Annotated in this window: 25 protein-coding genes; 10 read left to right on the plus strand and 15 right to left on the minus strand. The window is 64.9% G+C overall.

The features are described 5' to 3' along the window. Window positions 1-19: 19 nt before the first annotated feature. From P9230_RS28670 to hemC, 6 genes are all read right to left on the minus strand, one after another. Window positions 20-736 (minus strand): glutamine amidotransferase, encoded by a 717-nt coding sequence (locus tag P9230_RS28670; protein WP_095826259.1) that lies wholly within the window; start codon window positions 734-736, stop codon window positions 20-22. Between the two features lie 18 nt (window positions 737-754). After that, window positions 755-1,234: a TerB family tellurite resistance protein gene (locus tag P9230_RS28675; RefSeq protein ID WP_066998287.1), complete on the minus strand. Its 480-nt coding sequence runs from the start codon at window positions 1,232-1,234 to the stop codon at window positions 755-757. 32 nt (window positions 1,235-1,266) lie between these two features. Further along, a complete protein-coding gene (locus P9230_RS28680) occupies window positions 1,267-2,838 on the minus strand; it encodes a heme biosynthesis protein HemY (RefSeq protein WP_278051706.1) in 1,572 nt (523 codons plus the stop codon). A 10-nt stretch (window positions 2,839-2,848) separates the two neighbouring features. Then, window positions 2,849-4,321, minus strand: coding sequence for a mitofilin family membrane protein (locus P9230_RS28685; RefSeq protein ID WP_278121355.1), 1,473 nt, complete (start codon window positions 4,319-4,321; stop codon window positions 2,849-2,851). Between the two features lie 105 nt (window positions 4,322-4,426). Further along, window positions 4,427-5,140 carry a uroporphyrinogen-III synthase gene (locus tag P9230_RS28690; RefSeq protein WP_278121357.1) on the minus strand — a complete coding sequence of 238 codons (714 nt, stop codon included), beginning with the start codon at window positions 5,138-5,140 and terminating at the stop codon, window positions 4,427-4,429. A gap of 1 nt (window position 5,141) precedes the next feature. Next, a complete protein-coding gene (hemC, locus tag P9230_RS28695) occupies window positions 5,142-6,068 on the minus strand; it encodes a hydroxymethylbilane synthase (RefSeq protein ID WP_127216349.1) in 927 nt (308 codons plus the stop codon). A 228-nt stretch (window positions 6,069-6,296) separates the two neighbouring features. On the opposite strand from hemC, the gene tsaD reads away from it, so the two are divergent. From tsaD to P9230_RS28725, 6 genes are all read left to right on the plus strand, one after another. After that, window positions 6,297-7,382: a tRNA (adenosine(37)-N6)-threonylcarbamoyltransferase complex transferase subunit TsaD gene (tsaD, locus tag P9230_RS28700; RefSeq protein ID WP_278121379.1), complete on the plus strand. Its 1,086-nt coding sequence runs from the start codon at window positions 6,297-6,299 to the stop codon at window positions 7,380-7,382. Beyond that, window positions 7,379-8,404, plus strand: coding sequence for an NAD(P)H-dependent glycerol-3-phosphate dehydrogenase (locus tag P9230_RS28705; protein WP_278121359.1), 1,026 nt, complete (start codon window positions 7,379-7,381; stop codon window positions 8,402-8,404). The genes tsaD and P9230_RS28705 overlap by 4 nt, the downstream gene beginning before the upstream one ends. Window positions 8,405-8,421: 17 nt before the next feature. After that, window positions 8,422-8,718, plus strand: a complete 297-nt coding sequence (locus tag P9230_RS28710) for a YciI-like protein (protein ID WP_278051713.1) — start codon at window positions 8,422-8,424, stop codon at window positions 8,716-8,718. Between the two features lie 102 nt (window positions 8,719-8,820). Next, window positions 8,821-9,246: an EVE domain-containing protein gene (locus tag P9230_RS28715; RefSeq protein ID WP_067322984.1), complete on the plus strand. Its 426-nt coding sequence runs from the start codon at window positions 8,821-8,823 to the stop codon at window positions 9,244-9,246. Continuing rightward, window positions 9,243-9,914: a methyltransferase gene (locus tag P9230_RS28720; protein ID WP_278121361.1), complete on the plus strand. Its 672-nt coding sequence runs from the start codon at window positions 9,243-9,245 to the stop codon at window positions 9,912-9,914. Before P9230_RS28715 ends, P9230_RS28720 begins: the two co-directional genes overlap by 4 nt. A gap of 50 nt (window positions 9,915-9,964) precedes the next feature. Next, window positions 9,965-10,390, plus strand: coding sequence for a DUF1761 domain-containing protein (locus tag P9230_RS28725; RefSeq protein WP_127247329.1), 426 nt, complete (start codon window positions 9,965-9,967; stop codon window positions 10,388-10,390). Window positions 10,391-10,466: 76 nt separating this feature from the next. Here the strand turns inward: P9230_RS28725 and gcvA are convergent, their stop codons facing one another. Continuing rightward, complete coding sequence (gene gcvA, locus P9230_RS28730; protein ID WP_278121362.1) at window positions 10,467-11,393, minus strand: transcriptional regulator GcvA; 927 nt, start codon at window positions 11,391-11,393, stop codon at window positions 10,467-10,469. A 132-nt stretch (window positions 11,394-11,525) separates the two neighbouring features. Between gcvA and P9230_RS28735 the strand changes: the two genes are divergently transcribed. Continuing rightward, entirely contained in the window at window positions 11,526-11,783 is a 258-nt protein-coding gene (locus P9230_RS28735; RefSeq protein ID WP_066998328.1) for a DUF1127 domain-containing protein, read from the plus strand. Between the two features lie 85 nt (window positions 11,784-11,868). On the opposite strand, the gene P9230_RS28740 is transcribed toward P9230_RS28735, so the two are convergent. After that, on the minus strand, window positions 11,869-12,402 hold the full coding sequence (locus P9230_RS28740) for a L,D-transpeptidase (RefSeq protein WP_245322417.1): 534 nt from the start codon (window positions 12,400-12,402) through the stop codon (window positions 11,869-11,871). Window positions 12,403-12,548: 146 nt separating this feature from the next. Here P9230_RS28740 and P9230_RS28745 point away from each other — a divergent pair, with 146 nt between their 5' ends. Then, window positions 12,549-13,232, plus strand: a complete 684-nt coding sequence (locus P9230_RS28745) for a response regulator transcription factor (protein WP_066998380.1) — start codon at window positions 12,549-12,551, stop codon at window positions 13,230-13,232. A gap of 246 nt (window positions 13,233-13,478) precedes the next feature. Further along, a complete protein-coding gene (locus tag P9230_RS28750; RefSeq protein WP_095782692.1) occupies window positions 13,479-13,937 on the plus strand; it encodes a cyclic nucleotide-binding domain-containing protein in 459 nt (152 codons plus the stop codon). Window positions 13,938-13,970: 33 nt separating this feature from the next. On the opposite strand, the gene xth is transcribed toward P9230_RS28750, so the two are convergent. The 7 genes from xth to tesB form a co-directional block, all read right to left on the minus strand. Then, window positions 13,971-14,771 (minus strand): exodeoxyribonuclease III, encoded by an 801-nt coding sequence (gene xth / locus P9230_RS28755; protein ID WP_278121364.1) that lies wholly within the window; start codon window positions 14,769-14,771, stop codon window positions 13,971-13,973. A 103-nt stretch (window positions 14,772-14,874) separates the two neighbouring features. Then, window positions 14,875-15,543 (minus strand): outer membrane lipoprotein carrier protein LolA, encoded by a 669-nt coding sequence (locus tag P9230_RS28760; protein ID WP_066998340.1) that lies wholly within the window; start codon window positions 15,541-15,543, stop codon window positions 14,875-14,877. Between the two features lie 143 nt (window positions 15,544-15,686). Next, a complete protein-coding gene (locus tag P9230_RS28765) occupies window positions 15,687-18,344 on the minus strand; it encodes a DNA translocase FtsK (RefSeq protein ID WP_278121366.1) in 2,658 nt (885 codons plus the stop codon). Between the two features lie 211 nt (window positions 18,345-18,555). Then, complete coding sequence (locus P9230_RS28770; RefSeq protein WP_066998346.1) at window positions 18,556-18,831, minus strand: hypothetical protein; 276 nt, start codon at window positions 18,829-18,831, stop codon at window positions 18,556-18,558. A 293-nt stretch (window positions 18,832-19,124) separates the two neighbouring features. Then, window positions 19,125-20,306, minus strand: a complete 1,182-nt coding sequence (locus P9230_RS28775) for an ammonium transporter (protein ID WP_245322420.1) — start codon at window positions 20,304-20,306, stop codon at window positions 19,125-19,127. Between the two features lie 196 nt (window positions 20,307-20,502). Next, window positions 20,503-20,841, minus strand: a complete 339-nt coding sequence (locus P9230_RS28780; protein ID WP_066998360.1) for a P-II family nitrogen regulator — start codon at window positions 20,839-20,841, stop codon at window positions 20,503-20,505. Between the two features lie 248 nt (window positions 20,842-21,089). After that, window positions 21,090-21,953, minus strand: coding sequence for an acyl-CoA thioesterase II (gene tesB, locus P9230_RS28785; protein ID WP_066998363.1), 864 nt, complete (start codon window positions 21,951-21,953; stop codon window positions 21,090-21,092). Window positions 21,954-22,060: 107 nt separating this feature from the next. Here tesB and P9230_RS28790 point away from each other — a divergent pair, with 107 nt between their 5' ends. Next, on the plus strand, window positions 22,061-23,323 hold the full coding sequence (locus P9230_RS28790; RefSeq protein WP_278121367.1) for a ubiquinone biosynthesis hydroxylase: 1,263 nt from the start codon (window positions 22,061-22,063) through the stop codon (window positions 23,321-23,323). Window positions 23,324-23,486 lie beyond the last annotated feature (163 nt).

Here is a 23,486-nt window from a genome sequence, read left to right on the forward strand (position 1 = left end):
TCTGCAATTGCGGCAAAATCTATCCGACGGCCGGCTTGCCGAAGATCAGGCTCAAAAATTCGCCGAGCCAGCGCTTGAGGTGCATGTCCCAGATCAGCCGGCCGCCGAGATGATCGCGGCCGGGCTGCGCGCCGGGCAGCTCGAAGCGATGCGCGCCTCGCACCACCCAGCGCTGCATCATCACCCTGGTCAGCTCGCCATGAAACTGAATGCCCCAGGCATTCTCGCCATAACGAAAAGCCTGGTTGGGATAGGTTTCGGCCGTGGCGAGCAGCGTCGCGTCCTTCGGCAGGGAAAAGCCCTCGCGGTGGAATTGGTAGACCATCTCCGGCCAGTGCAGCAGTTTCTTGCCGGCGTCGGTCGCCTTCAGCGGATACCAGCCGATCTCGACCAGTCCTTCGCCATGACCCTCGACCCTGCCGCCAAGATACCTGGCGAGCATTTGCGCGCCGAGGCAGATCCCAAGAAAAGGCCGGTTTTCCTTGAGCGGGATTTCGAGCCACTCGGTCTCACGCCGGACGAACTCGTCCTGGTCGTTGGCGCTCATCGGCCCGCCGAAGATCACCGCCCCGGCGTGGCCGTCCAAAGTGCAGGGAAGCTCTTCGCCAAGCGGCGGCCGGCGAATGTCGAGATCGAAACCTTCTTCCAGAAGCATATGGCCGACGCGGCCGGGGCTCGAAGTCTCCTGATGCAGCACGATCAGGATTTTTGGTCTCGGCCTGGGTCTGGGTGGCATGGAAGAAGAAAGGTCCAGCTATTCGTCGCTCGATGTGCCCCGAGCGCCCGGGGCTTCGGCCGCCGCCTTGCGGCGCGCCTCGATGCGGTCGTGGCGCTCGACACCGATCAGTTCGGCGACGCGCCAGACGGTGTTGTCCTCGAGCTCGTGCAGCTCGCCGTCGGCGTAGACGATCTCCCACATCAGGCCGATGAAGGCCTTGCGCGCCTCGGCATCCAGATGGCGCTTGAGCACGCTGGTGAAGGCATAGAGGTCGATCGCCTCGTTATCGGCACGCTCGCCGGCGGCGGCCAGCGCGTCGAGCTCGTCGCCGCTGATCGAATAGGTCTCGGCCAGGATCTCCTTGAAGCGCTCCCACTCGATATCCTGGCGCACGCCGTCGGCGTTCATCACGTGATAGAGCAGCGCCGAGGCCGCGACGCGCGGATCGTCCGCGCTTGGCTTGCTCGCGCCCGCAGCAGGCAAATCCCTCAGGAAGGACAATACGCGTTCGAACATCGATGCTTTTTCCCTGTCCGCCAAGCCGAGCCTCAAAACAAACGAAACCGGCGCGGCGATTTTTCCGCCTCGTCTTCCGGCGTCACGCCGGGATCATCCGGCAAGCGCGGCAACTCCGGCGCCTGCTCGACCACCGTGTCATCGGCGGCGGCGACCGCGGTTTCCCTCTCGATGCCGTTCGGCGCCTCGGCGGCCGCCTTCTCGGCCGAACTATCGGGCTCAAGGTCGATCGCTCTCTCGTCAGCCGGCAAAGCGGGCGCCGATGCAGCGATCGCGGGAATTTCCTCCTCAACCTCGCTGTCGATTAGTTGCCCGAGCCGCTCCATCGGCGCGCGCCAAGTGAACGCGTCGAGCTTGCCGGTGATCGGCGATACCGGCGCCCAGCGCTCCGAGACGACACCGTCCGCCACCCAGGCCGGATCGCGCGGCGCGCGCACAGCCTTGGACAGCAGCTGCCGCACCTTGCCCTGGTCGCCGCTTTCGGCCTCCTCGATGTCGGCCAGCAACAGATAGGCGCCTTCGCGGCGATCAATGCGGATGGCGGATTCCGCCTCGCGCCTGGCGGTGGCGAAATCCTGCGCGTCGAGCGCGGCGCGCGCCACCGCCATCGACGATTCGGCATGGTTCTTCTTCAATTCCTGCAGCTTTTTCGCCCGGTTGAGGCGATCGAGCACGGCATCGCCCGGCCTCGCATGGATGTAGAGCTCGGCGATGTCCGGATGCGGTTCGGCCCGCCAAGCCGTCTCCAGGATCTTGGAACCCTTGCGCACATCGTTGTGCTTAATCAGCAGGTTGGCCGCGATCACCGCGGCCGGCGCGAAATCGGGCGCCAGCTTGTTGGCTTCGAGCGCCGCGGTCCGGGCAGCGTTCGGATCGCTGTCGACCAGCGCCTGCGCCTTGGCAGTGAGCAGCACGGCGCGGCGGCGGTTGGCGGCATCGCGTTCGATTTGCCTTGTCGATTTCTGCGCCTCGACCAGCTTCAACGCGCCGTCCCAGTCGCCGCGCTCGGTCAGCTCTTCAAGCGTCGATTCCGCCGCCCAGGCAAGCTGCGGTGCCACAGCTGCGGCACGACCGGCATAGTGGCGCGCGGCGTTGCGGTCGCCCAGTCGCTCAGCTTCGAGATAGAGCCCGCGCAGGCCGAGCAGTCGCATCTCCGGATCATCGAGCATGCGCTCGAACTTTTCCCGCGCGCCGTCATGGTCGCCTTCGAGCAGCGAGGCCTGCGCATCGAGCAGGTTGATCAGCGGCTCCTGGTCGGAACTGATCAACTTGGCCGCCTCCTTGGTCTTCTTACGCGCCAGCGCGCCGTCGCCGGCGCCGGCTGCGATCATCCCCGTCGACAGCGCCTGGTAGCCGCGATCGCGGCGGCGGACCCGGAAATAGCGCGAGATCGCATAGGGGCTGTTCCACAGCGACTTGATCAGCCACCAGACGATCATCACCGCTGCGACCACGGCGACGATCGCCACCGCCGCCACCATCAGCGTGACCTGGTACTGGTAACCGTTGAAGGTGATGATCATCTCGCCCGGACGGTCGGCCAGCCAGGCAAAGCCGAGCCCCAGCGCGAACACGACGGCGAGGAAGGCGAGGATGCGGATCATCTGACGGTCCTCATGCCTTGGTCGCGCCGGCAATCAGCGCTTCGATCTGCTTTTCGACTTCGAGCCGCGCCTTCAGTTTGCTGGCGAAGTCGGCGCCGGCCGCCTTCGACGCATCGGGCAGGGTATCGTATTCGGCGAGCGCCTTGGCATAGTCGCCCTGGTTGACTGCCACTTCAATGCGCGCGACCGTTTCCGGCACGCCCTTGCCTTCGACGGCGCCGACCGGCCGCACCTGCACCAGCGATTTCGCGCTCGACACCAGGCTTTGGAAGAAGCCGGCATTCTGGTCGACCGGCGTTGCCGCTTCGATCATGGCGTTGGCGGCGGCTTCGGCCTCGGAAGCGATGGTGGCTCGCGTGGGCACGCCTTTTTCCGCATAGCCGCGCAGAACGCCAAGCTCCGGCGAGTCAGGCGCAATGGCGGCGAACGTGTCGAGCTCGGTCGCGAACGGCGCACCGCGATCGAGCGCCGCCTTCAGCGCCGAAGCGGCAATCGCCAACGCGATCTTCGGCTGCGAGGCCTGCGCCTCGACCTTGCCGGAGAGCTGCTGCACCGACTGTTCCAGCGCCGCGATCCGACTGTCCGCCGCCTTCGCCGCGTCGCCCGCCGATTTCACAAGCGCGTCGAGCCCGGCGAGCTTCTCGTTGAGCGGGGCGAGATCGACCGGTGCAGCATTTCCGGCCTTCTGCAGGTCGGCGACCGACGTCTCGACCTGGCCGACCTTGTCGGTGAGCGCCTTGAGCGCGGCGCCGTCGTCGCCCTGGCCGGGCGAGGATTTCAGCGCCGCGACGTCCGACTTCACCTGGTCGAGCGCCGAGGACAGGCCGTCGACCTTGGCCGAAGCGCCGGTATCGGCCGCCTCCTTAAGTGCCGCGATTTGGCTTCTCAGCGAAGCGATCTCGCCGGTGACGCCGTCGGGCGAGGGCCCGCCGACCGAAGTCGGAGAACCGAGCAGCCCTACCGCTTGCAGAAGACCGGCGCCGGCAAGCGCGACAACGCCGCCGATCACGCCGGCAGCAATCATGTTGACGCCTGAGCGCCTGGCGGCCGGGAAGTCGCGATCGTCGCTTCGGGTTTCGCTCGGCTTCGACGCCGAGGCGGCAGAACTGGTCTTGGCTGCCGACGCATCCTCGAAACTGTAGCCGAAGCTTTTTGGTTCGCTCTTCGGAGCCTCATCCGTGCCCGGATAGGAGGCTTGCGCCCCATCCTTGTTGGTTCCAGCCTGGTCAGCTCCGCCCCGCGCCGCGTCGGTGTGTTCCCACGGCTCGATGTCGGCCTGTTCGGCATGGATCGGCTCTTCGGGAGCTTCCGGCTGCGAAGCAGCAGCCCCTTCCTCTGCCTTCGCCTCGTCGGTTCGTTCCGTGTTGGTATCGGTATCGGCGGCATCCTCGTCGGTGATTCGCGAGACGGCGCCGGGTTCGAGTTCGATGGTCACCGGCTCGCGGCGGCTCTTCGAATGTCGCACCTTAGGCGTCTTGACCATGCTTGGGCTCCGCAAATTGGCTTGAGGATGGTTCGAAGGGTCTAGAGCTCAAGGATGCTCTACCACATCACCAAGCGGTGAAAAGGGGCGGTGTGATGACGCGGCTCAGCTCGGTAGCGACAAAAGCTGGAACAGCGCGTCCTCGTCGGGTTTAGAGGCAATGCGAACCTTTTGCCCGCCAACCCCGTCCAATTCTTTGGCGATTCTTACGGACAGGGCCAAAAACTCCGCCCGTTCAAAGAGATGCCGCAGTGCTGGGCGCATGGCCAGGCCAATCATCACGGGTGCCGCCTTGGCCGAATAGAGCAGCACTGCCTCGACCGGCGTGCCCGACAATCGGGCAACGACGGCATCGTCGCCATAATCGAATTCGATGGTGTCGTAGGTATCGACAGGCCGGACACGCACCCGGGCTGCCGCCAGCCGTTCTTCGAACACCGGAAAGCGCACCCGGCCACAAAGATAAACCATCTCCTTGCCCGTAAGTTCGGCGGTTATCTGGCCGGCCAGTGCTTCGGCATCGCCTGGGCCTTCAAAGACGGACGTAAATCCAGCCGCACGGCAGGCTTCCGCCGTCCTTGTCCCGACCGCATGGCAAGGCAGGGCGGCAAGCGCGGCGACCAGTTCCTTGGGCGCATAGCGCACCGCATTGGCGCTGGTGACGGCAACCGCGGCAGCAGCGGGCAAGACGCTTGCCTCGACCGGCAACGCCACTGTTTCCGTCAGTGGCAGCAGGACGGGCTGGAACCCCTGGGCCTGAAGCCGCCGGGCCGTGCGGGAGGCGCCCGGTTCCGGCCTCGTCACCAGGACGCGGACCATGTCAGGCCCAGCCGTCGAAGAATTTTGCGCCGGCCTTGGCGCGAACGGCCCGCGCGGCTTCCGCGCCGATATTCGCCGCGTCCCGGGCCGGGCCGTTCAATCTGACCTCATGCGACTCGGTGCCGTCGGGCGAGATGATCAGCCCGGCGAAAGACAGGTTTTCGTCCGAGACGGTCGCATGGCCGGCGATCGGCGTGCGGCAGGAGCCGTCGAGCGCAGCAAGAAAGGCGCGCTCACAGGCCAGCGCCTGGCCGGTCGGCATGTCGTGAATAGCCGCCAGCATATTTTCGACCACGCCGTCGCCGATGCGGCTTTCGATGCCGATCGCCCCCTGCCCCGGCGCCGGCGGAAAGACATCCAGCGGCATCAGATCGGTGATCACGCTCTCGAGCCCGAGCCGCTTCAGCCCGGCATAGGCGAGGATGGTGCCTTCGGCCACGCCCTCATCCAGCTTGCGCAGTCTGGTCTGCACATTGCCGCGGAACATCACCACATTGAGGTCCGGCCGCATCCGGCGGAGCAGCGCCTGGCGCCGGAGCGACGACGAGCCGATCGTGGCGCCATGCGGCAGATCGGCGATCCGCTTCGCGGTCTTGCCGATGAAGGCGTCGCGCGCGTCCTCGCGCGGCAGGAAGACGGAAAGCTCCAGCCCGTTGGGCAGCACCGTCGGCATGTCCTTCGAGGAATGCACGGCGATATCGATGCGGCGATCGAGCAGCGCTTCCTCGATCTCCTTGGTGAACAGGCCCTTGCCGCCCGCTTCCGACAACGGCCGGTCCTGAATGCGGTCGCCGCTGGTCGAGATCGGCACAATTTCGAAGGCCTGCTCGGGCAGGCCATGCGCCTGCATGAGCCGCGCCCGCGTTTCATGCGCCTGGGCGAGCGCCAGCGGGCTGCCGCGTGTTCCGATTTTCAAGGTTGTTTGCATGGCGCGCGGTCCGTGATAACCCCGAAGCGATTTCGAGGTCTGCCGAGATTCAGGTCAGGCCGAGCCGAAAATGGCGGATTTCGAGAACCGGAGCGGCGCGTACTTTTGGGTACGCGAGCGCCGGAAGCGCAGAAAACCGCCATTTGCAGGCCGGCATCACCTGACTATCGACAGACCTCCTATATAGGAAAGGTCGGAGACACAATCTTCGAGGACAGCTACGAATTGATCCGCGTTCTGGGCATTGAGACAAGCTGCGATGAGACGGCCGCCAGCGTGGTGGCGCTGGACGGCGACTCCGCGCCCGAAATCCTCTCCAATGTCGTCTTGAGCCAGATCGAGGAGCATGCCGCCTTCGGCGGCGTCGTGCCCGAGATTGCCGCGCGCGCCCATGTCGAGGCGCTGGATGGGATCGTCGAGGCAGCGCTGACCGATTCGGCCGTATCGCTCGATGAGGTCGACGCCGTCGCCGCGACTGCCGGGCCGGGGCTGGTCGGCGGGCTGATCGTTGGTCTGATGACTGCCAAGGCGATTGCCGCCGCCGCGAACAAGCCGCTGATCGCCATCAACCACCTCGAAGGTCACGCGCTGACTGCCCGGCTGACCGAGGGGCTCGACTTTCCCTATCTGCTCTTGCTGGTCTCCGGCGGCCACACCCAGATCGTCGCGGTGCGCGGCGTCGGCGACTACCAGCGCTGGGCAACGACCATCGACGATGCGCTGGGCGAGGCTTTCGACAAGACGGCCAAGATGCTTGGCCTGCCCTATCCGGGCGGGCCCAACGTAGAAAAGACAGCGGCCAGCGGCGATGCGAGCCGCTTTGCCTTCCCGCGTCCGATGAAAGGGTCGGCGCAGCCGGATTTCTCCTTCTCCGGCCTGAAGACGGCTGTGCGCCAGGCGGCAACGGCAATCGCGCCGCTCAGCGACCAGGACGTCGCCGACATCTGCGCCTCCTTCCAGGCTGCGGTGGCCGATGCGCTGGGCGACCGTGTCGCGCGGGCGCTCGCCCGTTTCCGCAAGGAATTTCCCGACACGGCAAAGCCGGCGCTGGTCGTCGCCGGCGGCGTCGCCGCCAACCGCACGATCAAGGCGACGTTGGAGGCGCGCTGTTCCAAGGCCGGCTTCGCATTCGTCGCGCCGCCGCAAAAGCTTTGCACCGACAATGCCGCGATGATCGCCTGGGCCGGCATCGAGCGGCTGCGCGCCGGGGTGGTCGACGCGAGCGCCGCCGACTTCGTTCCGCGCTCGCGCTGGCCGCTGGACAGTGTTTCGGCTCCCTTGGTCGGCTCGGGCCGTCGCGGGGCAAAGGCATGACTGACGCGGTCACGAACGGCGCACAGGCCAAGGCGCCCAGCGGCTGGCGCGTAGCGGTGCTTGGCGGCGGCGCCTGGGGCACGGCGCTGGCGCTCGCCATGCTGCGCGCCGGCCATTTTGTCCGCCTCTATGCCCGCGATCCCGACACCGTCGCAGCGATCGACCGTGGCGAAAACCCGCACTATCTGCCCGGCATCGCGATCGAGCCCGGCATCGTCGCCACCAGCGATATCGCTGCTGCGCTCGACGGTGCGAATTGCGTGCTGGCGGTAACGCCGGCGCAATCGCTGCGCGCGGTTCTGGCCGCTGCCGCCGGCCATGTGCCATCCGGCGTGCCGCTGGTCCTCTGCGCCAAGGGCATCGAGCGCGATACCGGCGCGCTGCTGTCCTCGATCGTCGAGAAAAACCTGCCCGACAACCCGGTCGCGGCACTTTCCGGCCCGAGCTTCGCCAGCGATGTCGCGCGCGGCCTGCCGACGGCCGTGGTGGTGGCCGGCCGCGACGGAGAACTGGCGGCCGATCTCGCCGCCCGCTTCTCGGCCGAGAATCTGCGCTGCTATTCCAGCGACGATCTCATCGGCGTCGAGATCGGCGGCGCGCTGAAGAACGTCTTTGCCATCGCCGCCGGCGCGGTAACGGGCGCCGGGCTTGGCGCCAGCGCCCAGGCCGCCATGGTGACGCGCGGCTTCGTCGAGCTGCGCCGCATCGGCGCCGCCTTCGGTGCCAGGCCGGAAACGCTGATGGGACTCTCCGGCCTCGGCGACCTGCTGCTCACCTGTTCCTCGGCGCAGTCGCGCAACTTCGCCTACGGCCTGGCGCTCGGCCAAGGCAAGGAGCTCACCGGCCTGCCGCTCGCCGAAGGTGTGCCGACGGCCGGTATTGCCGCCCGCATAGCCGCCGAGCGCGGCATCGAGGCGCCGATCATTGCCGCGGTCGCCGCCATTCTCGATGGCAAGGTGACCATCGGCCAGGCTGTGACGGCGCTGATGACGCGGCCGCTCAAGACCGAAACCGACATTTGAAGCCTCGGAGTTGAAACATGCTGTTTGCGTTGATTTGCAAGGACAAGCCCGGCAGCTTGCAGCTGCGCGCCGACACAAGGCCGGCGCATGCGGCGTTCCTGGAAGGCCTGATCAACGAAGGAAGACTTGCCTTTGCAGGGCCCTTCCTCGACGCTGCCGGCAAGCCTGACGGAAGCCTGGTGATGATCGAGGCGCCCGACATGGCCGGCGCGCAAGCCCTGGCGGCCGCCGACCCTTATGCCAAGGCCGGCCTGTTCGAAAGCGTCGAAATCCGTCCATGGAACTGGGTCTTCCAGAAGCCTGCCGCCGCGTGACCGGTCGCTGGCGCTCCGCTCCCCGCGAGTACGGGGAAAGGATAAGGAAGAGCGCCAACGCTTCAATCGTGGCGAACCGACAATGGCAAGGGGACAACTGAGATGAACTACTGGCTGTTCAAGTCCGAACCCTCGGTCTTTTCCTTCGAGGCGCTGAAGGCGAAGGGCAAGGCCGGCACGCAGTGGGACGGCGTGCGCAACTACGCTGCGCGCAACAACATGAAAGCCATGCAGATCGGCGACCTCGGTTTTTTCTACCATTCCAATGAAGGCCTCGACATCGTCGGCATCGCCGAGGTCTGCGCGCTCGCCCACCCCGATACCACCACTGACGACCCACGCTGGGAATGCGTCGACATCCGCGCCTGCAAGGACGTGCCGAAGCCGGTGACGCTGGAACAGGTCAAGGCCAATCCGAAGCTGGCCGACATGGCGCTGGTGCGGCTTGGCCGGCTTTCCGTGCAGCCGGTGACGCCGGCAGAGTGGAAAGAGGTCTGCCGCATGGCCGGCCTCGACCCGGCGCCGTGACCAGGCTCACCCCCAAAAACGCAAGGACATTCATCCTCGACAATACGGCGCTGATGGCGCCGCCGCATGTGCCGGAAGTGCTGCTGCACCTGGCTGACGAGGCGCACGACCTCTGGCTGCGCACCGAGGAGGAGCTGGCCGAGATCGGCCTGCCGCCGCCCTTCTGGGCTTTCGCCTGGGCCGGCGGCCAGGGCCTTGGCCGCTATGTGCTCGACCATCCGGCGACGTTGCAGGGCAAACGCGTGCTCGACTTCGCTTCCGGCTCCGGCGTGGTCGCCATCGCTGCCTTGAAGGCCGGCGCGGCTGAACTGACCGCGGCCGATATCGATCCCTTTTGCGCGACGGTCATCGCCCTCAACCTGGAAGCCAATGGCGTGAAGGCCGATTTCCTGGATGCGGACTCCATCGGCACGGATGACGGCTGGGACGTCGTCTTGGCCGGCGATGTCTTCTACGACAAGCCTTTGGCGGAGAGGCTGACGCCGTGGTTCACGAGCCTCAAGGCGCGCGGCGCCGACATCCTCGTCGGCGATCCCGGGCGCGCCTATCTGCCGAAGACCGGACTGCAATCGCTCGCCGTCTACCAGGTGCCGGTGACGCGCGTGCTGGAGGATGCCGAGGTCAAGCGCACGACCGTGTGGCGATGGGTTTCCGCCGCTTCGGCTTGACGCAGCCGGCGAACAGGGATTCCATCGCTCATCTTTCGGGAGGGGATTCTATGGATTTTTCAACGGTGAACTGGCTGGCGGTGATCGCCGCAGCCGTCGTGGCGTGGCTGTTCGGTGCCGCCTGGTACATGGGCCTGAGCAGGCCCTGGCTGAAGGCGGCAAAGCTCGATCCGGCGACGATGAAGCGCTCGGCCGTTCCGTTCATCGTCAGCTTCGTCGCCGAGCTCGTCATGGCGCTGATCATGACGCTGGTGGTCGGCGCGATGACCGGCGGCGAGCCCAACCCGCTCGCCGGCGTGATCTTCGGCTTTGTGCTCTGGTTTGGCTTCGTCGCCACCACGCTGTCGGTCAACCACCGCTATCAGGGCTTTGGCTGGGACCTCACGCTGATCGATGCCGGCCATTGGCTCGGCGTGCTGCTCATCATCGGCGCCGTGATCGGTTGGTTCGGCGCGCCGGCCGCGCCGGCAGGCTAGGGCACTTCCAGGAAGAGTGTGAAACGGTTCCGTTGGAATTGCGCCCAATAAACAGAGAGAGCGGTCCGGAGCGCCGCTAACCCGCGTCTCCGTCTTTCGTGACTTCGTCGAGAAGCCATTCGCGGAAGGCGACGATGCGCGCGTCGTCCTTCATCGCTTCCGGATAAACCAGGAAATAGGCGAACTCCGGCGCGACCTTGATGCCGAGTTCGAAGGGCCGGATCAGCCGCCCTTGCGAAAGGTCGTTGGCCACCATGGCGAAGTCGGCAAGCGCCACCGCATTGCCGTCGAGCGCCGCCTGCGCGGCATCGGTCGAGGACCCGAAGACAAGGGTGCGGCTGTCGTCGAAATCTTCGACCCCTGCCGCGTGCATCCACATGCTCCAGTTCGGCCAAGTGACGCCCTGCCGGGACCATTCGATATGCGCCAGCGTATGGTGGAAGAGATCGCGCGGCTCCTTTAGCGGCAGGCCTGAGGCGAGCAGCGCCGGGCTGCAGACGGGGATGATGATGTTCTCGAACAGCCGGTGCGCGCAGAGCCCGGGATATTTGCCGCTGCCGAAACGAATGCCGATATCGACATCGTCCCGCTCGAAATCCCTGACTTCATAGGTAATGTCGAAGCGCAACTCGACGCCAGGCTTTTGCCGGCGGAAACCGTCGACGCGCCGCATCAGCCACTTGGTTGCGAACTGCGCGTCGAGCGTCACTTTCAGCAGCGCCGTGCCTCTCGCCATCTTGCGCGCGCGGGTAACGGCGCGGCCAAGCAGGTCGAGCGCATCGACCGAGGCTTCGAACAGAACGTTCCCCGCTTCGGTTAGCCGCATGGTGCGGCTGGTGCGCGTGAACAGCACGAGGCCGAGCTGATCCTCTATTTCCTTGATCTGGTAGCTGACCGCCGCCGGCGTCAGGCCAAGCTCGTCCGCGGCACGGGTGAAATTGAGGTGCCTCGCCGCTGCCTCGAACGTCCTCAACGCACGCGTTCCGGGCAGCAAGCGGGCCATCTCAATCTCCAAAAAAAACTTGATGATCAGACTAGAACTACTCGTTTCCCGTTTGTTTTTCAATCCGGCAAGATGGCCGCATCGATAAACCATCAAACCGGATTTGATATCCGGAGAACACGGGATAGAGCCATGACCGAGATCGTCCTGAAGTCTCACGCCGTCCAGAAATCCGACTCCGGCATCACGCTTTGGCTGCGTTCGGCATTCGAGTGGCTGCGCCAGGCCGGGGTCGCCGCTCGGCTTCCCGACGAATCCGTCGAGGATCTCTCCGACCGTCAGCTGCGCGACATCGGCGTCGAGCGCAGGGACGTCGCAAAGGCGATGAACCGGGAGCTTGGCCGGATCGGATTGCTGGATACCGGCTGGCAGCAGCCTAAGCGGCACTGAGGGAATAGGGGAGTAGGCAGAGAATCTCGCTTCGGTGGACGTGCGTCCTCCGTGACATATCCTACTCCCCTACTCCCCTACTCCCCTACCTCACCACCTTCACCACGGTCCGGTCCGACAGCAGCGGCAGCAGCCTCGCCATGGTGCGCGCCGTCACCGCGACGCAGCCTTGCGTCGGCGTGAAGCCGGGACGCGCCAGATGGAAGAAGATCGCGCTGCCGCACCCGCGCCGGCGCGGCGCGATGTTCCAGTCCAGCACCAGGCACACATCGTAGAGCCGGTCGGCGCGCCGCATCCGTTCATGGCTGGCGCCGTAAGGGATCTTCACCGGCCGATTGTAGTTGCGGTCGTCCGGCACCTCGCACCAGCCGAGATCCGGGCCGATCGGCGCCATCGCCAGCCCCGTCCGGCGGCCGCCGGGAAACTGGTCGTTGCGGAAATAGCCTGACAATATCCGCATCGCAGCCAGTGGCGTCGCGCCGTCGCCCTCGCGCTTGCTGGCGGAAATGCCGCCGCGCCCGAGGGCGCAGGGAAACACCGTTTGGCCGGCTTGCAGCAATCCCTGCGCAGGGTTGCCGGGCCTCGCACGCACAACCAGGACATGCAGCCCCTTCGGCAAAAATTCGCCTGCCGCATTGCGCGCGCGTTTTTTCTTGTATGATTGTCTCACGGAACAAATCACTGTGAACGACTGTTGCGCCGGTGAGCTTCCGCATAAATGGGGGGAGGTCAACTGAATATTCTTTTTAAAACAACGGATTGATCATGACATCACGCACCATTCTGATCGTTGACGACGACGACGACCTGCGAGCCACCCTCGTCGAGCAACTGGCGCTTTACGAGGAATTCGACGTCCAGCAGGAAGCCACTGCCGCAAAAGGCGTCGCCACGGCGCGCGGCGGCCTTGTCGATCTGCTCATCATGGACGTCGGCCTGCCAGACATGGACGGTCGCGAGGCGGTGAAGATCCTGCGCAAGGGCGGCTATAAGGCCCCGATCATCATGCTGACCGGCCACGACACCGATTCCGACACCATTCTGGGGCTCGAGGCCGGCGCCAACGATTACGTCACCAAGCCTTTCCGCTTCGCGGTGCTCTTGGCGCGCATCCGTGCGCAGTTGCGCCAGCACGAGCAGAGCGAGGACGCCACCTTCTCGGTCGGCCCCTACACCTTCAAGCCCAGCCAGAAGCTTTTGATCGATCCGCGCGGCGCCAAGGTGCGGCTGACCGAAAAGGAAGCCTCGATCATCAAATATCTCTATCGCGCCGACCAGAAGGTGGTAACGCGCGACGTGCTCTTGGAAGAAGTGTGGGGTTACAATTCCGGCGTCACCACCCACACGCTGGAAACCCATGTCTACCGGCTGCGCCAGAAGATTGAGCGCGATCCTTCCAATGCCGAAATTCTTGTGACAGAAAGCGGCGGCTACAAGCTGGTTCCTTAAACATTTCATGATCTAGAGCGATTCCAGGAAAAGTGTGAAAGCGGTTTTCCGATCGGAATTGCGTCGAACCAAACAGATAGGCGGTGGGGCGGGACTGCCTCGGGTACGATCCTGATGCTGGAGGGTGATGGATCGGCTCGCTGCACGCATCGCACGATGCGTGATTGAAAGTTGGAGTGCGCGCTCCCGCAAGGACACGGCGCTCCAAAGGAGGGACTGGACTGACCGCTCGGGGACACAGCTAGCATGGCGCTGGATGACGACATCCGCATCCTGTCCGCCGTGAAGCTTTTTCAGGGCTTCACGCAGGAACAGTTGCGCCTGCTGGCCTTCGGCGCCGAGACCACTTTTCTGCAGGCCGACCACAAGCTCTACCGCGAGGATGACGTGGCCGACTCGGCCTATATCGTCGTCAGCGGGCGCATAGTCCTCTATCGCGAGCAAGGCAGCGGCGAACGCGTCCCGATCGGCACGGCAGGCCCCGGCGCCATGCTCAGCGAACTGGCCCTTATCGCCGACACCAACCGGCTGACCAGCGCCTCGGCCGCGATCGATTCGGAAGTTATCCGCTTGAGCCGAAAGATGTTTCGCCGCATCCTCGAGGAATATCCGGAGCTCGCGGTGCAGCTGCACGAGCGCATCCTGGAGGAATTCCAAGAGATGATCGCCCGCATCGAGGAGCTGGCGCCGCGGTTTACGGAATAGACGCGCCGCAGCGTCTCTGCCGATTGATAGCGCTCAATCCAATTCAAACTTAGCGATGACCGGCACATGGTCCGACGGCTTCTCCCAGCCGCGCGCCGCCTTGAGAATCTCGTAACCGGCAAAGCTCGGCACCAGATTGGCGGACGACCAGATATGGTCGAGCCGCCGGCCGCGGTCCGATGCTTGCCAGTCCTTCGCGCGGTAGCTCCACCAGGTGTAGAGCTTTTGCTCGGCCGGCACGTTGAGCCGCATCAGGTCAACCCAGCCGCCGGCCTGCCGCATCGCCTCGAAGTTTTCGGTCTCGACCGGGGTGTGGCTGACGACGTTGAGCAATTGCTTGTGCGACCACACGTCATGCTCCTGCGGCGCGATGTTGAGGTCGCCCACCAGGATCGAGGCATCGTCCTGGCTCGCCGGCACGCTGTTCATCTCATAGACGAAATCGAGCTTGTGCCGGAATTTCCGGTTGATCTCCGGGTCCGGCTCGTCGCCGCCGGCCGGAACGTAGAAATTGTGCAGCAGGATCGACCTGCCGCCGGCCTGGACCCTGACCGAGAGATGCCGGCTGTCGTCGATCTCGCAGAAACGCCGCTTCTCGACCAGCTCGATCGGCCGGCGCGCGACCGTCGCCACGCCGTGATAGCCTTTCTGGCCGTGGAACAGGATGTGCTGGTATCCGGCCTTGCGGAAAGCCTTTTCCGGAAACAGCTCGTCCGGGACCTTGGTTTCCTGCAGGCAGAGCACGTCCGGCGCGTGCTCCTTGAGCAGCCGCTCGATGATCGGCATGCGCAGACGCACCGAGTTGATGTTCCAGGTGGCTATGGTGAAGGGCATTCAGGCAGGTCCGGCAAAAGATCGCCGATCTACTGCCAGCGACGCGCCATAAAGACAAGCCGGCCCGCGCTGCAAGCCGGCCCTGCCCTGAATATGGGCGGACCTACCGCGTCTTGGTATTGAGCTCGCGGTTCGCCGTATAGTCGATCGCGAAGGTGCCGTCCGGAATGGAGACGCCTTCCTTGACGTTGAAGATCATCACCGTCGTGTCCTTGCCCTGCGCGTCGGTGATCGTCCACTGGCGCAGTTCATAGGTCTTCGGATCAAACATCATGGTGATCTTGGCGTTGCCGAACACCGACTTGTCGGAGAGTTGGATGGTGGTGAGGTCGTCTTCTTCCTTGACGGCCTTCACGCGCCCGCCCGAGAGATCGATCCGGTCGTCGAGCAAAAGCTTCAAGGGCGTCTTCGACAGCGGATAGAGGTCGGAGGTGTTCAGCTTCTTGTTGAGGATGACGACCGACTTGCCGTCCGAGATCACCCGGAAATTCGACGATCCGTCATAGTTGAAACGGATTTTGCCGGGACGTTCGAGGAAGAACTTGCCGCCGGTCTGCTCGCCCTTCGGGCCGAACTGCACGAATTCGCCGCTCATCGATTTGACCGAGGAAAAATGGTCGGCGATCTTTTGCGCCGCCGGCGGAACGGCGGCCTGAGCCAAGGCCAGAAGTTGGAAGCCCGGCACGACATTGATGGCGGCGGCGCCCGCAAGCACCAGGCCAAGGCCGAGCAGCTGTCGGCGGGTCGGAGCGAAATCTGTCTGGGTCTTCATGCCGGTCACTTCCTGTGATTTGCCTTGGTCGCAGTCTCTGGACCGCCAGTTGGGCCTAAGTTTGGCGGGTCGCACGGCGCTTGGTCGCATCAACGCGCCAGAGGGTTCAAAGTTGCCGGCCGCCTCCCGTGGACGTCGCCGGGCTAGAACTTATCGTCCTCGGTGGGAACGAGAATCTCGCGTTTGCCGGCGTGGTTGGCCGGGCCGACGATGCCTTCCTTCTCCATCTTTTCGATGATTGACGCCGCGCGGTTGTAGCCGATGCCCAGCCGGCGCTGGATGTAGCTGGTCGAGGCCTTGCCGTCGCGCAGCACCACGGCCACCGCCTGATCGTAGGGATCATCGGAATCCTCGAAATTGCCGCCCCCGCCGCCGCCGGAACCGCCCCGGCCCGAGGCGCCGTCCTCGTCGTCTTCCTCGTCATCCTCGGTGATGGCGTCGAGATACTCCGGCACGCCCTGCAGTTTGAGATGGCCGACGATCCGTTCGACCTCGTCGTCCGAGACGAAGGGACCGTGGACACGCTGGATGCGGCCGCCGCCCGCCATGTAGAGCATGTCGCCCATGCCGAGCAGCTGCTCGGCGCCCTGCTCGCCCAGGATGGTGCGGCTGTCGATCTTCGACGTTACCTGGAATGAGATACGGGTGGGGAAATTGGCCTTGATGGTGCCGGTGATGACGTCGACCGACGGGCGCTGCGTCGCCATGATGACATGGATGCCGGCGGCGCGCGCCATCTGCGCCAGGCGCTGCACCGCGCCTTCGATGTCCTTGCCGGCCACCATCATCAGGTCGGCCATTTCGTCGATGATGACGACGATATAGGGCATCGGCTCGAGGTCGAGATCCTCGGTCTCGTAGATCGCCTCGCCCGTCTGGCGGTCGAAGCCGGTCTGCACGGTGCGCGAGATTTTCTCACCCTTCTTCTCGGCCTGGCTGACGCGTGCGTTGAAGCCGTCGATATTGCGCACGCCGACCTTGGACATCTTGCGGTAGCGGTCCTCCATCTCGCGCACAGTCCATTTCAGCGCCACCACGGCCTTCTTCGGATCCGTGACGACGGGCGTGAGCAGATGCGGGATGCCGTCATAGACCGAGAGCTCGAGCATCTTCGGATCGATCATGATCAGCCGGCATTCCTGCGGGGTGAGCCGGTAGAGCAGCGACAGGATCATGGTGTTGATGGCGACCGACTTGCCCGAGCCGGTGGTGCCGGCGACCAGCACATGCGGCATCTTGGCGATGTCGACGATGACCGCCTCGCCGTTGATGGTCTTGCCGAGCGCCAAGGCGAGCTTCGCCTTGGTGGTTTCGAAGTCGCGGCTCGCCATGATCTCGCGCAGATAAACCGTCTCGCGCTTGGCATTCGGCAGCTCGATGCCGATGGCGTTGCGGCCGGGCACGACGGCGACGCGGCAGGCGATCGCGCTCATCGAGCGGGCGATGTCGTCGGAAAGGCCGATGACGCGCGAGGATTTGATGCCGGGCGCAGGTTCCAGCTCATAGAGCGTGACGACCGGGCCCGGGCGGACATGGATGATCTCGCCCTTGACGCCGAAATCCTCGAGCACGCCTTCGAGCAGCCTTGCGTTCTGCTCCAGCGCGTCCTTCGACAGGCTAGGGTCTTTCGCCACGTTCTTCGGTTCGGACAGGAAATGCAGCGACGGCATCTCGAACGTGCCGGAGCCAATGAGCGAGGTCTGCGCCTCGCGCTGAACGCGTGCGCCTTGCACCGGACGCGGCGCAGGCGCCTCCACGCGCGTCGCCGCGTCCGAGCGGAAATTGCGCACATTGGCGCGGCGCTGGACCGGCTCTTCGTCGTCGAAGTCGTCGAGATCGGCCTCCTCGTCGTCGAAGACGTTGTCGTCCACGGGATCGACCGAAGCACTGCGGTCGTTGACCATTGCGGCGAAGAATTCCGGCTCGACACGGGCGCGGCCGCCGGGGCTCATCCTGGATTCGGCGTACTCGGCCGATTCGACCCGTTCGGCGGCGCGGCGCCAGGCGCTGGCCCGCGGCTCCATCTGAGGCTCGAACTCGTCACGCTCCTGCCTGCGGCGCGCGGCACGCCGATGCATCCATGCACGGAACGACAGCCACCAATGGGTGATGGCGCCGAGCGCAAGAATGCCTTCGTCGCCCTCGTCTTCATCCTCATCGAAGAGCAGATCGTCCTGCTCGCGCGGTTCCGGCTCGGCGGCGCGCTCCATGACGGCAAAGCCGTTCTTGCGCGCGATCAGCGCCGAGCCATAGGCGAACAGCCAGAGCGCCGGCGTGGCGAGCACAACGGCGATGACGGTGGCGAAAAGGCCCTTCGGATAGCCGCCGACGGCGATGCCCGGGATCTTCAGCACCATATCGCCGAACACGCCGCCGAGACCGGTCGGCAGCGGCCAGGTGTTGGGCGGCGTCACGCAGCCGACGATCGCCGCGGCAAGCAGCGCGAAGCCGAACCAGGCAAGCCCGCGCTTGCCCAGCCTGTCGACGCCGCGAGCGGAGAAGAGCAGAAAACCCCAGATCACCGCCGGCACCAGCCCGGCGACGGCGGCAAGGCCGAAGAACTGCATGGCAAGGTCGGAAAACACCGCGCCCGCATAGCCCATGGCGTTGGTGACGAGATTGTTGGTGGCGTGCGAGAAGCTTGGATCGGCGACGTTCCAGGTAGCGAGGCTGGCGACGCCGAAAGCGGTGAACACGAACATCCCGGCGCCGACCAGGCGCCCAACCTGCCGCCGCGCGAACGCCTGGATGCCGTGCCCCGTATCGGTCAGCGCGAGCGGTGCTGAAGCGCCTGAACGCATGCCTCTTCCCCGTGTGTCGATGCCTGGCCGGATGCGTGGCGCATGCCGGGAGATTCGTCTCCCAGACTATCGGCGGGAAGGTTAAGGGCGCATTAACCATGGCCTTTTACCGAGATGCTCTCGGAAAGGAGATGGCGGGCCCATGAAGCCCGCCATCTCTCATTGGCAAAGATGAAACGATCAGGCCCGTAAGGACCCGACCTGCCGCAAATCACTTATGGCCGGCGTACTGCATCAGGTTGGCGCAGAATTCGGCATGCGGCTTGCTCATCGCCGCGTCCTGGCACTCCTTCATCATCGCGTCCTGCTTGTCTTTTGCCGTCGTCGCCCAGGCGGCCTTGAAATCGGCCTCGGACTTCATGGTCTTCATGCTGGAATCGGTGAAGAACGGGGCCATATTGTCAGGCGAGTCGAGCGCGCCAGCAAGTGCAACACCGCTGACCATCGACAGAGCCATTGCTCCCAGGAAGATATTCTTGCAGTTCATTGGTCGGTTCCTTCCCTGATGTTTGGCGACACCACGATGGCGCTCGCAATCCCAGTACGGAACCGGAAGGGCGGACGTTTCACACATTCGCGATCAAGTGAATGTGATCGAAACGCTCAATGCTCATATCCGAGAAAAAAGGAGGCCCGGAAGATCTTCCGGGCCTCAAGGCGTGAGCCCCTTTCGAGAGCATCACGACGGGATCTTGGGAGCAAATCGGGAAAGCCGCGCCGCGGCTTTCCTTGATATCCGGACCGGCGGGAGGAGTATCCGCCGGTCATTGGCAGGGTCCCTTACGGCACGACTTCGCCGTGCTGGGTGACGTCGAGACCCTCGACCTCTTCCTGGGTGCTCGGACGCAGGCCGACCAGCGCCTTGACGATGTAGAGGATCACCAAGGTGGCGACCGCCGTCCATACGATGGTGACAGCGACGCCGTATGCCTGCTTGGCGAGCGAGGCGCCCGACGACAGGCTGTTGATCGCCGGATCGGCCAACACACCGGTCAGCAGTGCGCCGACGATGCCGCCGACGCCGTGGACGCCGAAGGCGTCGAGCGAGTCGTCATAGCCCATGGCATGCTTGAGCTTGACCGCCGACAGGTAGCAGACGACGCCCGCGATGATGCCGACGAAGAAGGCGCCGGTCGGGTTGACGAAGCCGGAAGCCGGCGTCACCGCGACAAGGCCCGCGACAGCACCCGAGATGATGCCGAGCACCGAAGGCTTCTTGGCGACGATCCATTCGGCGAACATCCAGGCCAGCGCCGCCGCGGCGGTGGCGACCTGCGTGTTCAACATCGCAGCGCCGGCGAGGCCGTCGGCCGCCAGTTCCGAACCGGCGTTGAAGCCGAACCAGCCGACCCACAGCAGCGAGGCGCCGATCACCGAATAGACCAGGTTGTGCGGCGCCATGTTGGTGGTGCCATAGCCCTCGCGCTTGCCGAGAACGAGCGCGCAGACCAGGCCCGCGACACCGGCATTGATATGGACGACCGTGCCGCCGGCGAAATCGAGCACCCCGGCGGTGGCGAGGAAGCCGCCGCCCCATACCCAGTGCGCGACCGGCGCGTAGACGACCAGCAGCCACAGCGCCATGAAGATGAGCAGCGCCGAGAACTTCAAGCGTTCGGCGAAGGCGCCGGCGATCAGCGCCGGGGTGATGATGGCGAAGGTCATCTGGAACATCGAGAAGACGAATTCAGGGATGTTCGCCACACCGGGCGCCCACAGCGAGGAAGTGGTGATGCCGTGGTGGAAGAATTTCGAGGCACCGCCGATAAACTTGTTCATGCCGCCGCCGTCGGAGAAGGCCAGCGAGTAGCCGAACATGAACCACAGCACCGTCACCAGGCAGGTGATGGCGAAGCTCTGCATGATGGTGGCGAGCACGTTCTTCTTGCGCACCATGCCGCCGTAAAACAGCGCCAGGCCCGGGATGGTCATCATCAGCACCAACGCCGTCGAGGTCAGCATCCAGGCGGTGTTGCCGGTGTCGAGCGCGGGTGCCGGGGCGGCCGGCGCAGCGGCGGTGGCTGCCGGGGCGGCCTCCTGCGCGAAGGCGGCGGCGGTGCTGAACGCTACGAGAGCGAGCGCAGCGGCCGCGCGTCCCGTCGTCTTCAAGGGGGAAGGAATATTCATTGAACTCTCCGTTGGAATAGCTGGTCGCCGCTTAGAGTGCGTCGGTGTCTGTTTCGCCGGTGCGGATGCGCACCGCCTGGTCGATGCCGAAGACGAAGATCTTGCCGTCGCCGATCTGGCCGGTCTTGGCGGCGGAGCTGATGGCTTCGACGGCCTTGTCGACCATGTCGGCGCCGACGGCGACCTCGATCTTGATTTTGGGCAGGAAGCTGACCGCGTATTCGGCGCCGCGATAGATTTCCGTATGTCCCTTTTGACGCCCGTAGCCTTTGACTTCGGTGACGGTCAGGCCCTGGATGCCGACGGCGGTGAGCGCTTCGCGCACCTCGTCGAGCTTGAACGGCTTGATGATTGCCATCACGATTTTCATAAGGTTTCACCCTTTGCTGTTGCGGTCCCCCGCGTTTGCACACCTTCACCGATCCCGAGGAGAGCCGGAGAGTGCAGGACAGGATTCAAGCTCCGTGCCAATTGCCGAAGCAGAACGTTAACCTGTTGTAAACAAAGGTGATCAGCAGCGCTTGCTCAACAAACGGGCGCAGCGCCTTAATGGCTCATGATCAAAAAATGAGCAAAATTTGGAAAATGCCTGCTTTTTAGCCATGCCTCGAAGCCGGCTCAGCGTTTCAGCCGGATGAGGCCTTCCTGCGCGACCGAGGCGATCAGCGTTCCGTCGCGCGCGAACAGCGATCCGCGGGTGAAACCGCGCGAGCCTTGCGTGGAGGGGCTGTCCTGCGTGTAGAGGATCCAGTCGTCCAGCGAATGACTGCGGTGGAACCACATGGCATGGTCGAGGCTCGCCGCCTGGATGTCGCGATCGAAGATGGCGCGGCCATGCGCGAAGGTCGAGGTGTCGAGCAGCGTCATGTCGGAGAGATAGGCAAGAACCGCCGCCTGCGTGGCGCGGTCTTCCGGCACCGGGCCCGTGGTGCGGATCCAGATATTCTGCTCCGGCTCCAGCTTCTCGCGGCTGGTATAGTGCTTGAGCATTACCGGCTTCATCTCGATCGGCCGGTCGCGCTCCCAGTAGCGCTTGATGCCTTCCGGCACCGCCTCGCCGAACTTGCCGAGCAGCTCGCGCTGCGACAGAAGCGTGTCGGGCGCCGGCACGTTGCGCGGCATCGGCAGCTGATGCTCCAGCCCGACCTCGTCCTGCTGGAACGAGGCTTCCAGCGAGAAGATCGCCTGCCCATGCTGGATCGCCACCACCCGGCGCGTGGTGAAAGAGCCGCCGTCGCGGATGCGGTCGACCTCATAGACGATCGGAACCTTGGTGTCGCCGGGCCGCATGAAATAGCCGTGCAGCGAATGCACATGGCGCCCGGGCTCGACAGTGCGCTGGGCGGCGACCAGCGCCTGAGCGATCGTCTGGCCGCCGAACACGCGCTGCCAGTCGAGCTTGGGGCTGCGACCACGATACAGGTTGTGTTCGAGCTGCTCGAGGTCGAGAATGTCGAGAAGCTCGTCCATGGCCGCCGTCATGTTCCACGTCCCTTGAAGATGTGTCATGGCGGGTTTCGGACAGGAGAGCCGGGCAGTCAAGCTGCAACGGCCGCCGCGGTGGCCGTAGGCCGCGAAAGGAAAGTGCCATGGTCGACCGCAAGGCGGATGCAGCGGACAAAACCTCGGTGGACGTGCTGGTGGCGGGCGCCGGTTATGTCGGCCTTGCCGCGGCCGTGTCGCTGAAGCAGGCGCGACCGAGCCTTGCCGTCGCCATTGTCGATGCGGCACCTGCCGGCGTCTGGCAGAAGGACGGCCGCGCCTCGGCGATCGCCGCCGCCGCCTGCCGCATGCTGGAGCAGCTCGGCGTCTGGGACGAGATCGCGCCCGAGGCGCAGGCGATCACCGAGATGATCGTCACCGATTCGCGCGCCGCCGATCCGGTGCGCCCGGTGTTTTTGACCTTCGACGGCGAGGTGGCGCCCGGCGAACCCTTCGCCCATATGGTGGCCAACCGGGTTCTCAACGGCGCGCTGCGCCGCCGCGCCGAAAAACTCGGCATCGACGTCATCGAAGGCATGGCCGTCAGCGCCTTCGACACGAACGGCGCCGGCATCACCGTGCATCTGGCCGACGGCGCCGCGCTTAAGGCCTGCCTGCTCGTCGCCGCTGACGGCGTCAATTCGAAGCTGCGCGACATGGCCGGCATCAGGACGGTAAAATGGGAATACGGCCAGTCCGGCATCGTCTGCACGGTCGCGCATGAGCGCCCGCACAATGGCCGCGCCGAGGAACATTTTTTGCCCGCCGGCCCCTTCGCCACCTTGCCGCTGAAGCCTGAGGAGGACGGCACCAATCGCTCCTCGATCGTCTGGGTTGAGCGCACGGAAGACGCGCAGAAGCTGGTCGAGGGCGACGAGTTCGTCTTCGAGCATGAGCTGGAGCAGCGCTTTGGGCTGAAGCTCGGCGAGATACGCGTCGCCGACAAGCCGCGCGCCTGGCCGCTCGGCCTGATCCTTGCGCGCGCCTTCGTCGCACCGCGCATCGCGCTCGCCGGCGATGCGGCGCACGGCATCCATCCGATCGCCGGTCAGGGCCTCAATCTCGGCTTCAAGGATGTCGCAGCACTTGCCGAAGTGGTGGTCGAGGCTGACCGGCTCGGCCAGGACATCGGCGCGCTCGACGTGCTCGAGCGCTACCAGCAATGGCGCCGCTTCGACACGCTGCAGATGGGCGTCACCACCGACGTGCTGAACCGCCTGTTTTCCAACGACATCGGCCCGCTGCGCGCCGTGCGCGACATCGGCCTCGGCCTCGTCGAGCGCATGCCGAAGCTCAAGGACTTCTTCATCCGCCAGGCGTCTGGCCTGTCAGGCGACACGCCGCGGCTATTGAAGGGCGAAGCGATCTAGCGCCTAGCAATTGGCCGGTGCCTACGCGACGTCGTCATCCACGGCGGGAGCGGGAGCGAAGCGGACGCCAAGACCCGAGGATCCATGCCGTGACCTTGGTCGAAGAATGCCGCCGAGCAGAATTCTGCACCGCTGCAACGCTTATAGGTAACGGAATGGATTC

The organism is Mesorhizobium sp. WSM4887 (assembly GCF_029625865.1).
GTDB lineage: Bacteria > Pseudomonadota > Alphaproteobacteria > Rhizobiales > Rhizobiaceae > Mesorhizobium.

What these genes read in the sequence shown, in the direction of transcription:
- P9230_RS28670 (WP_095826259.1), bottom strand. Translation starts at nt 736, where the DNA reads ATGCCACCCAGACCCAGGCCGAGACCAAAAATCCTGATCGTGCTGCAT.
- P9230_RS28675 (WP_066998287.1), bottom strand. Translation starts at nt 1,234, where the DNA reads ATGTTCGAACGCGTATTGTCCTTCCTGAGGGATTTGCCTGCTGCGGGC.
- P9230_RS28680 (WP_278051706.1), bottom strand. Translation starts at nt 2,838, where the DNA reads ATGATCCGCATCCTCGCCTTCCTCGCCGTCGTGTTCGCGCTGGGGCTC.
- P9230_RS28685 (WP_278121355.1), bottom strand. Translation starts at nt 4,321, where the DNA reads ATGGTCAAGACGCCTAAGGTGCGACATTCGAAGAGCCGCCGCGAGCCG.
- P9230_RS28690 (WP_278121357.1), bottom strand. Translation starts at nt 5,140, where the DNA reads ATGGTCCGCGTCCTGGTGACGAGGCCGGAACCGGGCGCCTCCCGCACG.
- hemC (WP_127216349.1), bottom strand. Translation starts at nt 6,068, where the DNA reads ATGCAAACAACCTTGAAAATCGGAACACGCGGCAGCCCGCTGGCGCTC.
- P9230_RS28705 (WP_278121359.1), top strand. Translation starts at nt 7,379, where the DNA reads ATGACTGACGCGGTCACGAACGGCGCACAGGCCAAGGCGCCCAGCGGC.
- P9230_RS28710 (WP_278051713.1), top strand. Translation starts at nt 8,422, where the DNA reads ATGCTGTTTGCGTTGATTTGCAAGGACAAGCCCGGCAGCTTGCAGCTG.
- P9230_RS28715 (WP_067322984.1), top strand. Translation starts at nt 8,821, where the DNA reads ATGAACTACTGGCTGTTCAAGTCCGAACCCTCGGTCTTTTCCTTCGAG.
- P9230_RS28725 (WP_127247329.1), top strand. Translation starts at nt 9,965, where the DNA reads ATGGATTTTTCAACGGTGAACTGGCTGGCGGTGATCGCCGCAGCCGTC.
- gcvA (WP_278121362.1), bottom strand. Translation starts at nt 11,393, where the DNA reads ATGGCCCGCTTGCTGCCCGGAACGCGTGCGTTGAGGACGTTCGAGGCA.
- P9230_RS28735 (WP_066998328.1), top strand. Translation starts at nt 11,526, where the DNA reads ATGACCGAGATCGTCCTGAAGTCTCACGCCGTCCAGAAATCCGACTCC.
- P9230_RS28745 (WP_066998380.1), top strand. Translation starts at nt 12,549, where the DNA reads ATGACATCACGCACCATTCTGATCGTTGACGACGACGACGACCTGCGA.
- P9230_RS28750 (WP_095782692.1), top strand. Translation starts at nt 13,479, where the DNA reads ATGGCGCTGGATGACGACATCCGCATCCTGTCCGCCGTGAAGCTTTTT.
- xth (WP_278121364.1), bottom strand. Translation starts at nt 14,771, where the DNA reads ATGCCCTTCACCATAGCCACCTGGAACATCAACTCGGTGCGTCTGCGC.
- P9230_RS28760 (WP_066998340.1), bottom strand. Translation starts at nt 15,543, where the DNA reads ATGAAGACCCAGACAGATTTCGCTCCGACCCGCCGACAGCTGCTCGGC.
- P9230_RS28765 (WP_278121366.1), bottom strand. Translation starts at nt 18,344, where the DNA reads ATGCGTTCAGGCGCTTCAGCACCGCTCGCGCTGACCGATACGGGGCAC.
- P9230_RS28770 (WP_066998346.1), bottom strand. Translation starts at nt 18,831, where the DNA reads ATGAACTGCAAGAATATCTTCCTGGGAGCAATGGCTCTGTCGATGGTC.
- P9230_RS28775 (WP_245322420.1), bottom strand. Translation starts at nt 20,306, where the DNA reads ATGCTGACCTCGACGGCGTTGGTGCTGATGATGACCATCCCGGGCCTG.
- P9230_RS28780 (WP_066998360.1), bottom strand. Translation starts at nt 20,841, where the DNA reads ATGAAAATCGTGATGGCAATCATCAAGCCGTTCAAGCTCGACGAGGTG.
- tesB (WP_066998363.1), bottom strand. Translation starts at nt 21,953, where the DNA reads ATGACGGCGGCCATGGACGAGCTTCTCGACATTCTCGACCTCGAGCAG.
- P9230_RS28790 (WP_278121367.1), top strand. Translation starts at nt 22,061, where the DNA reads ATGGTCGACCGCAAGGCGGATGCAGCGGACAAAACCTCGGTGGACGTG.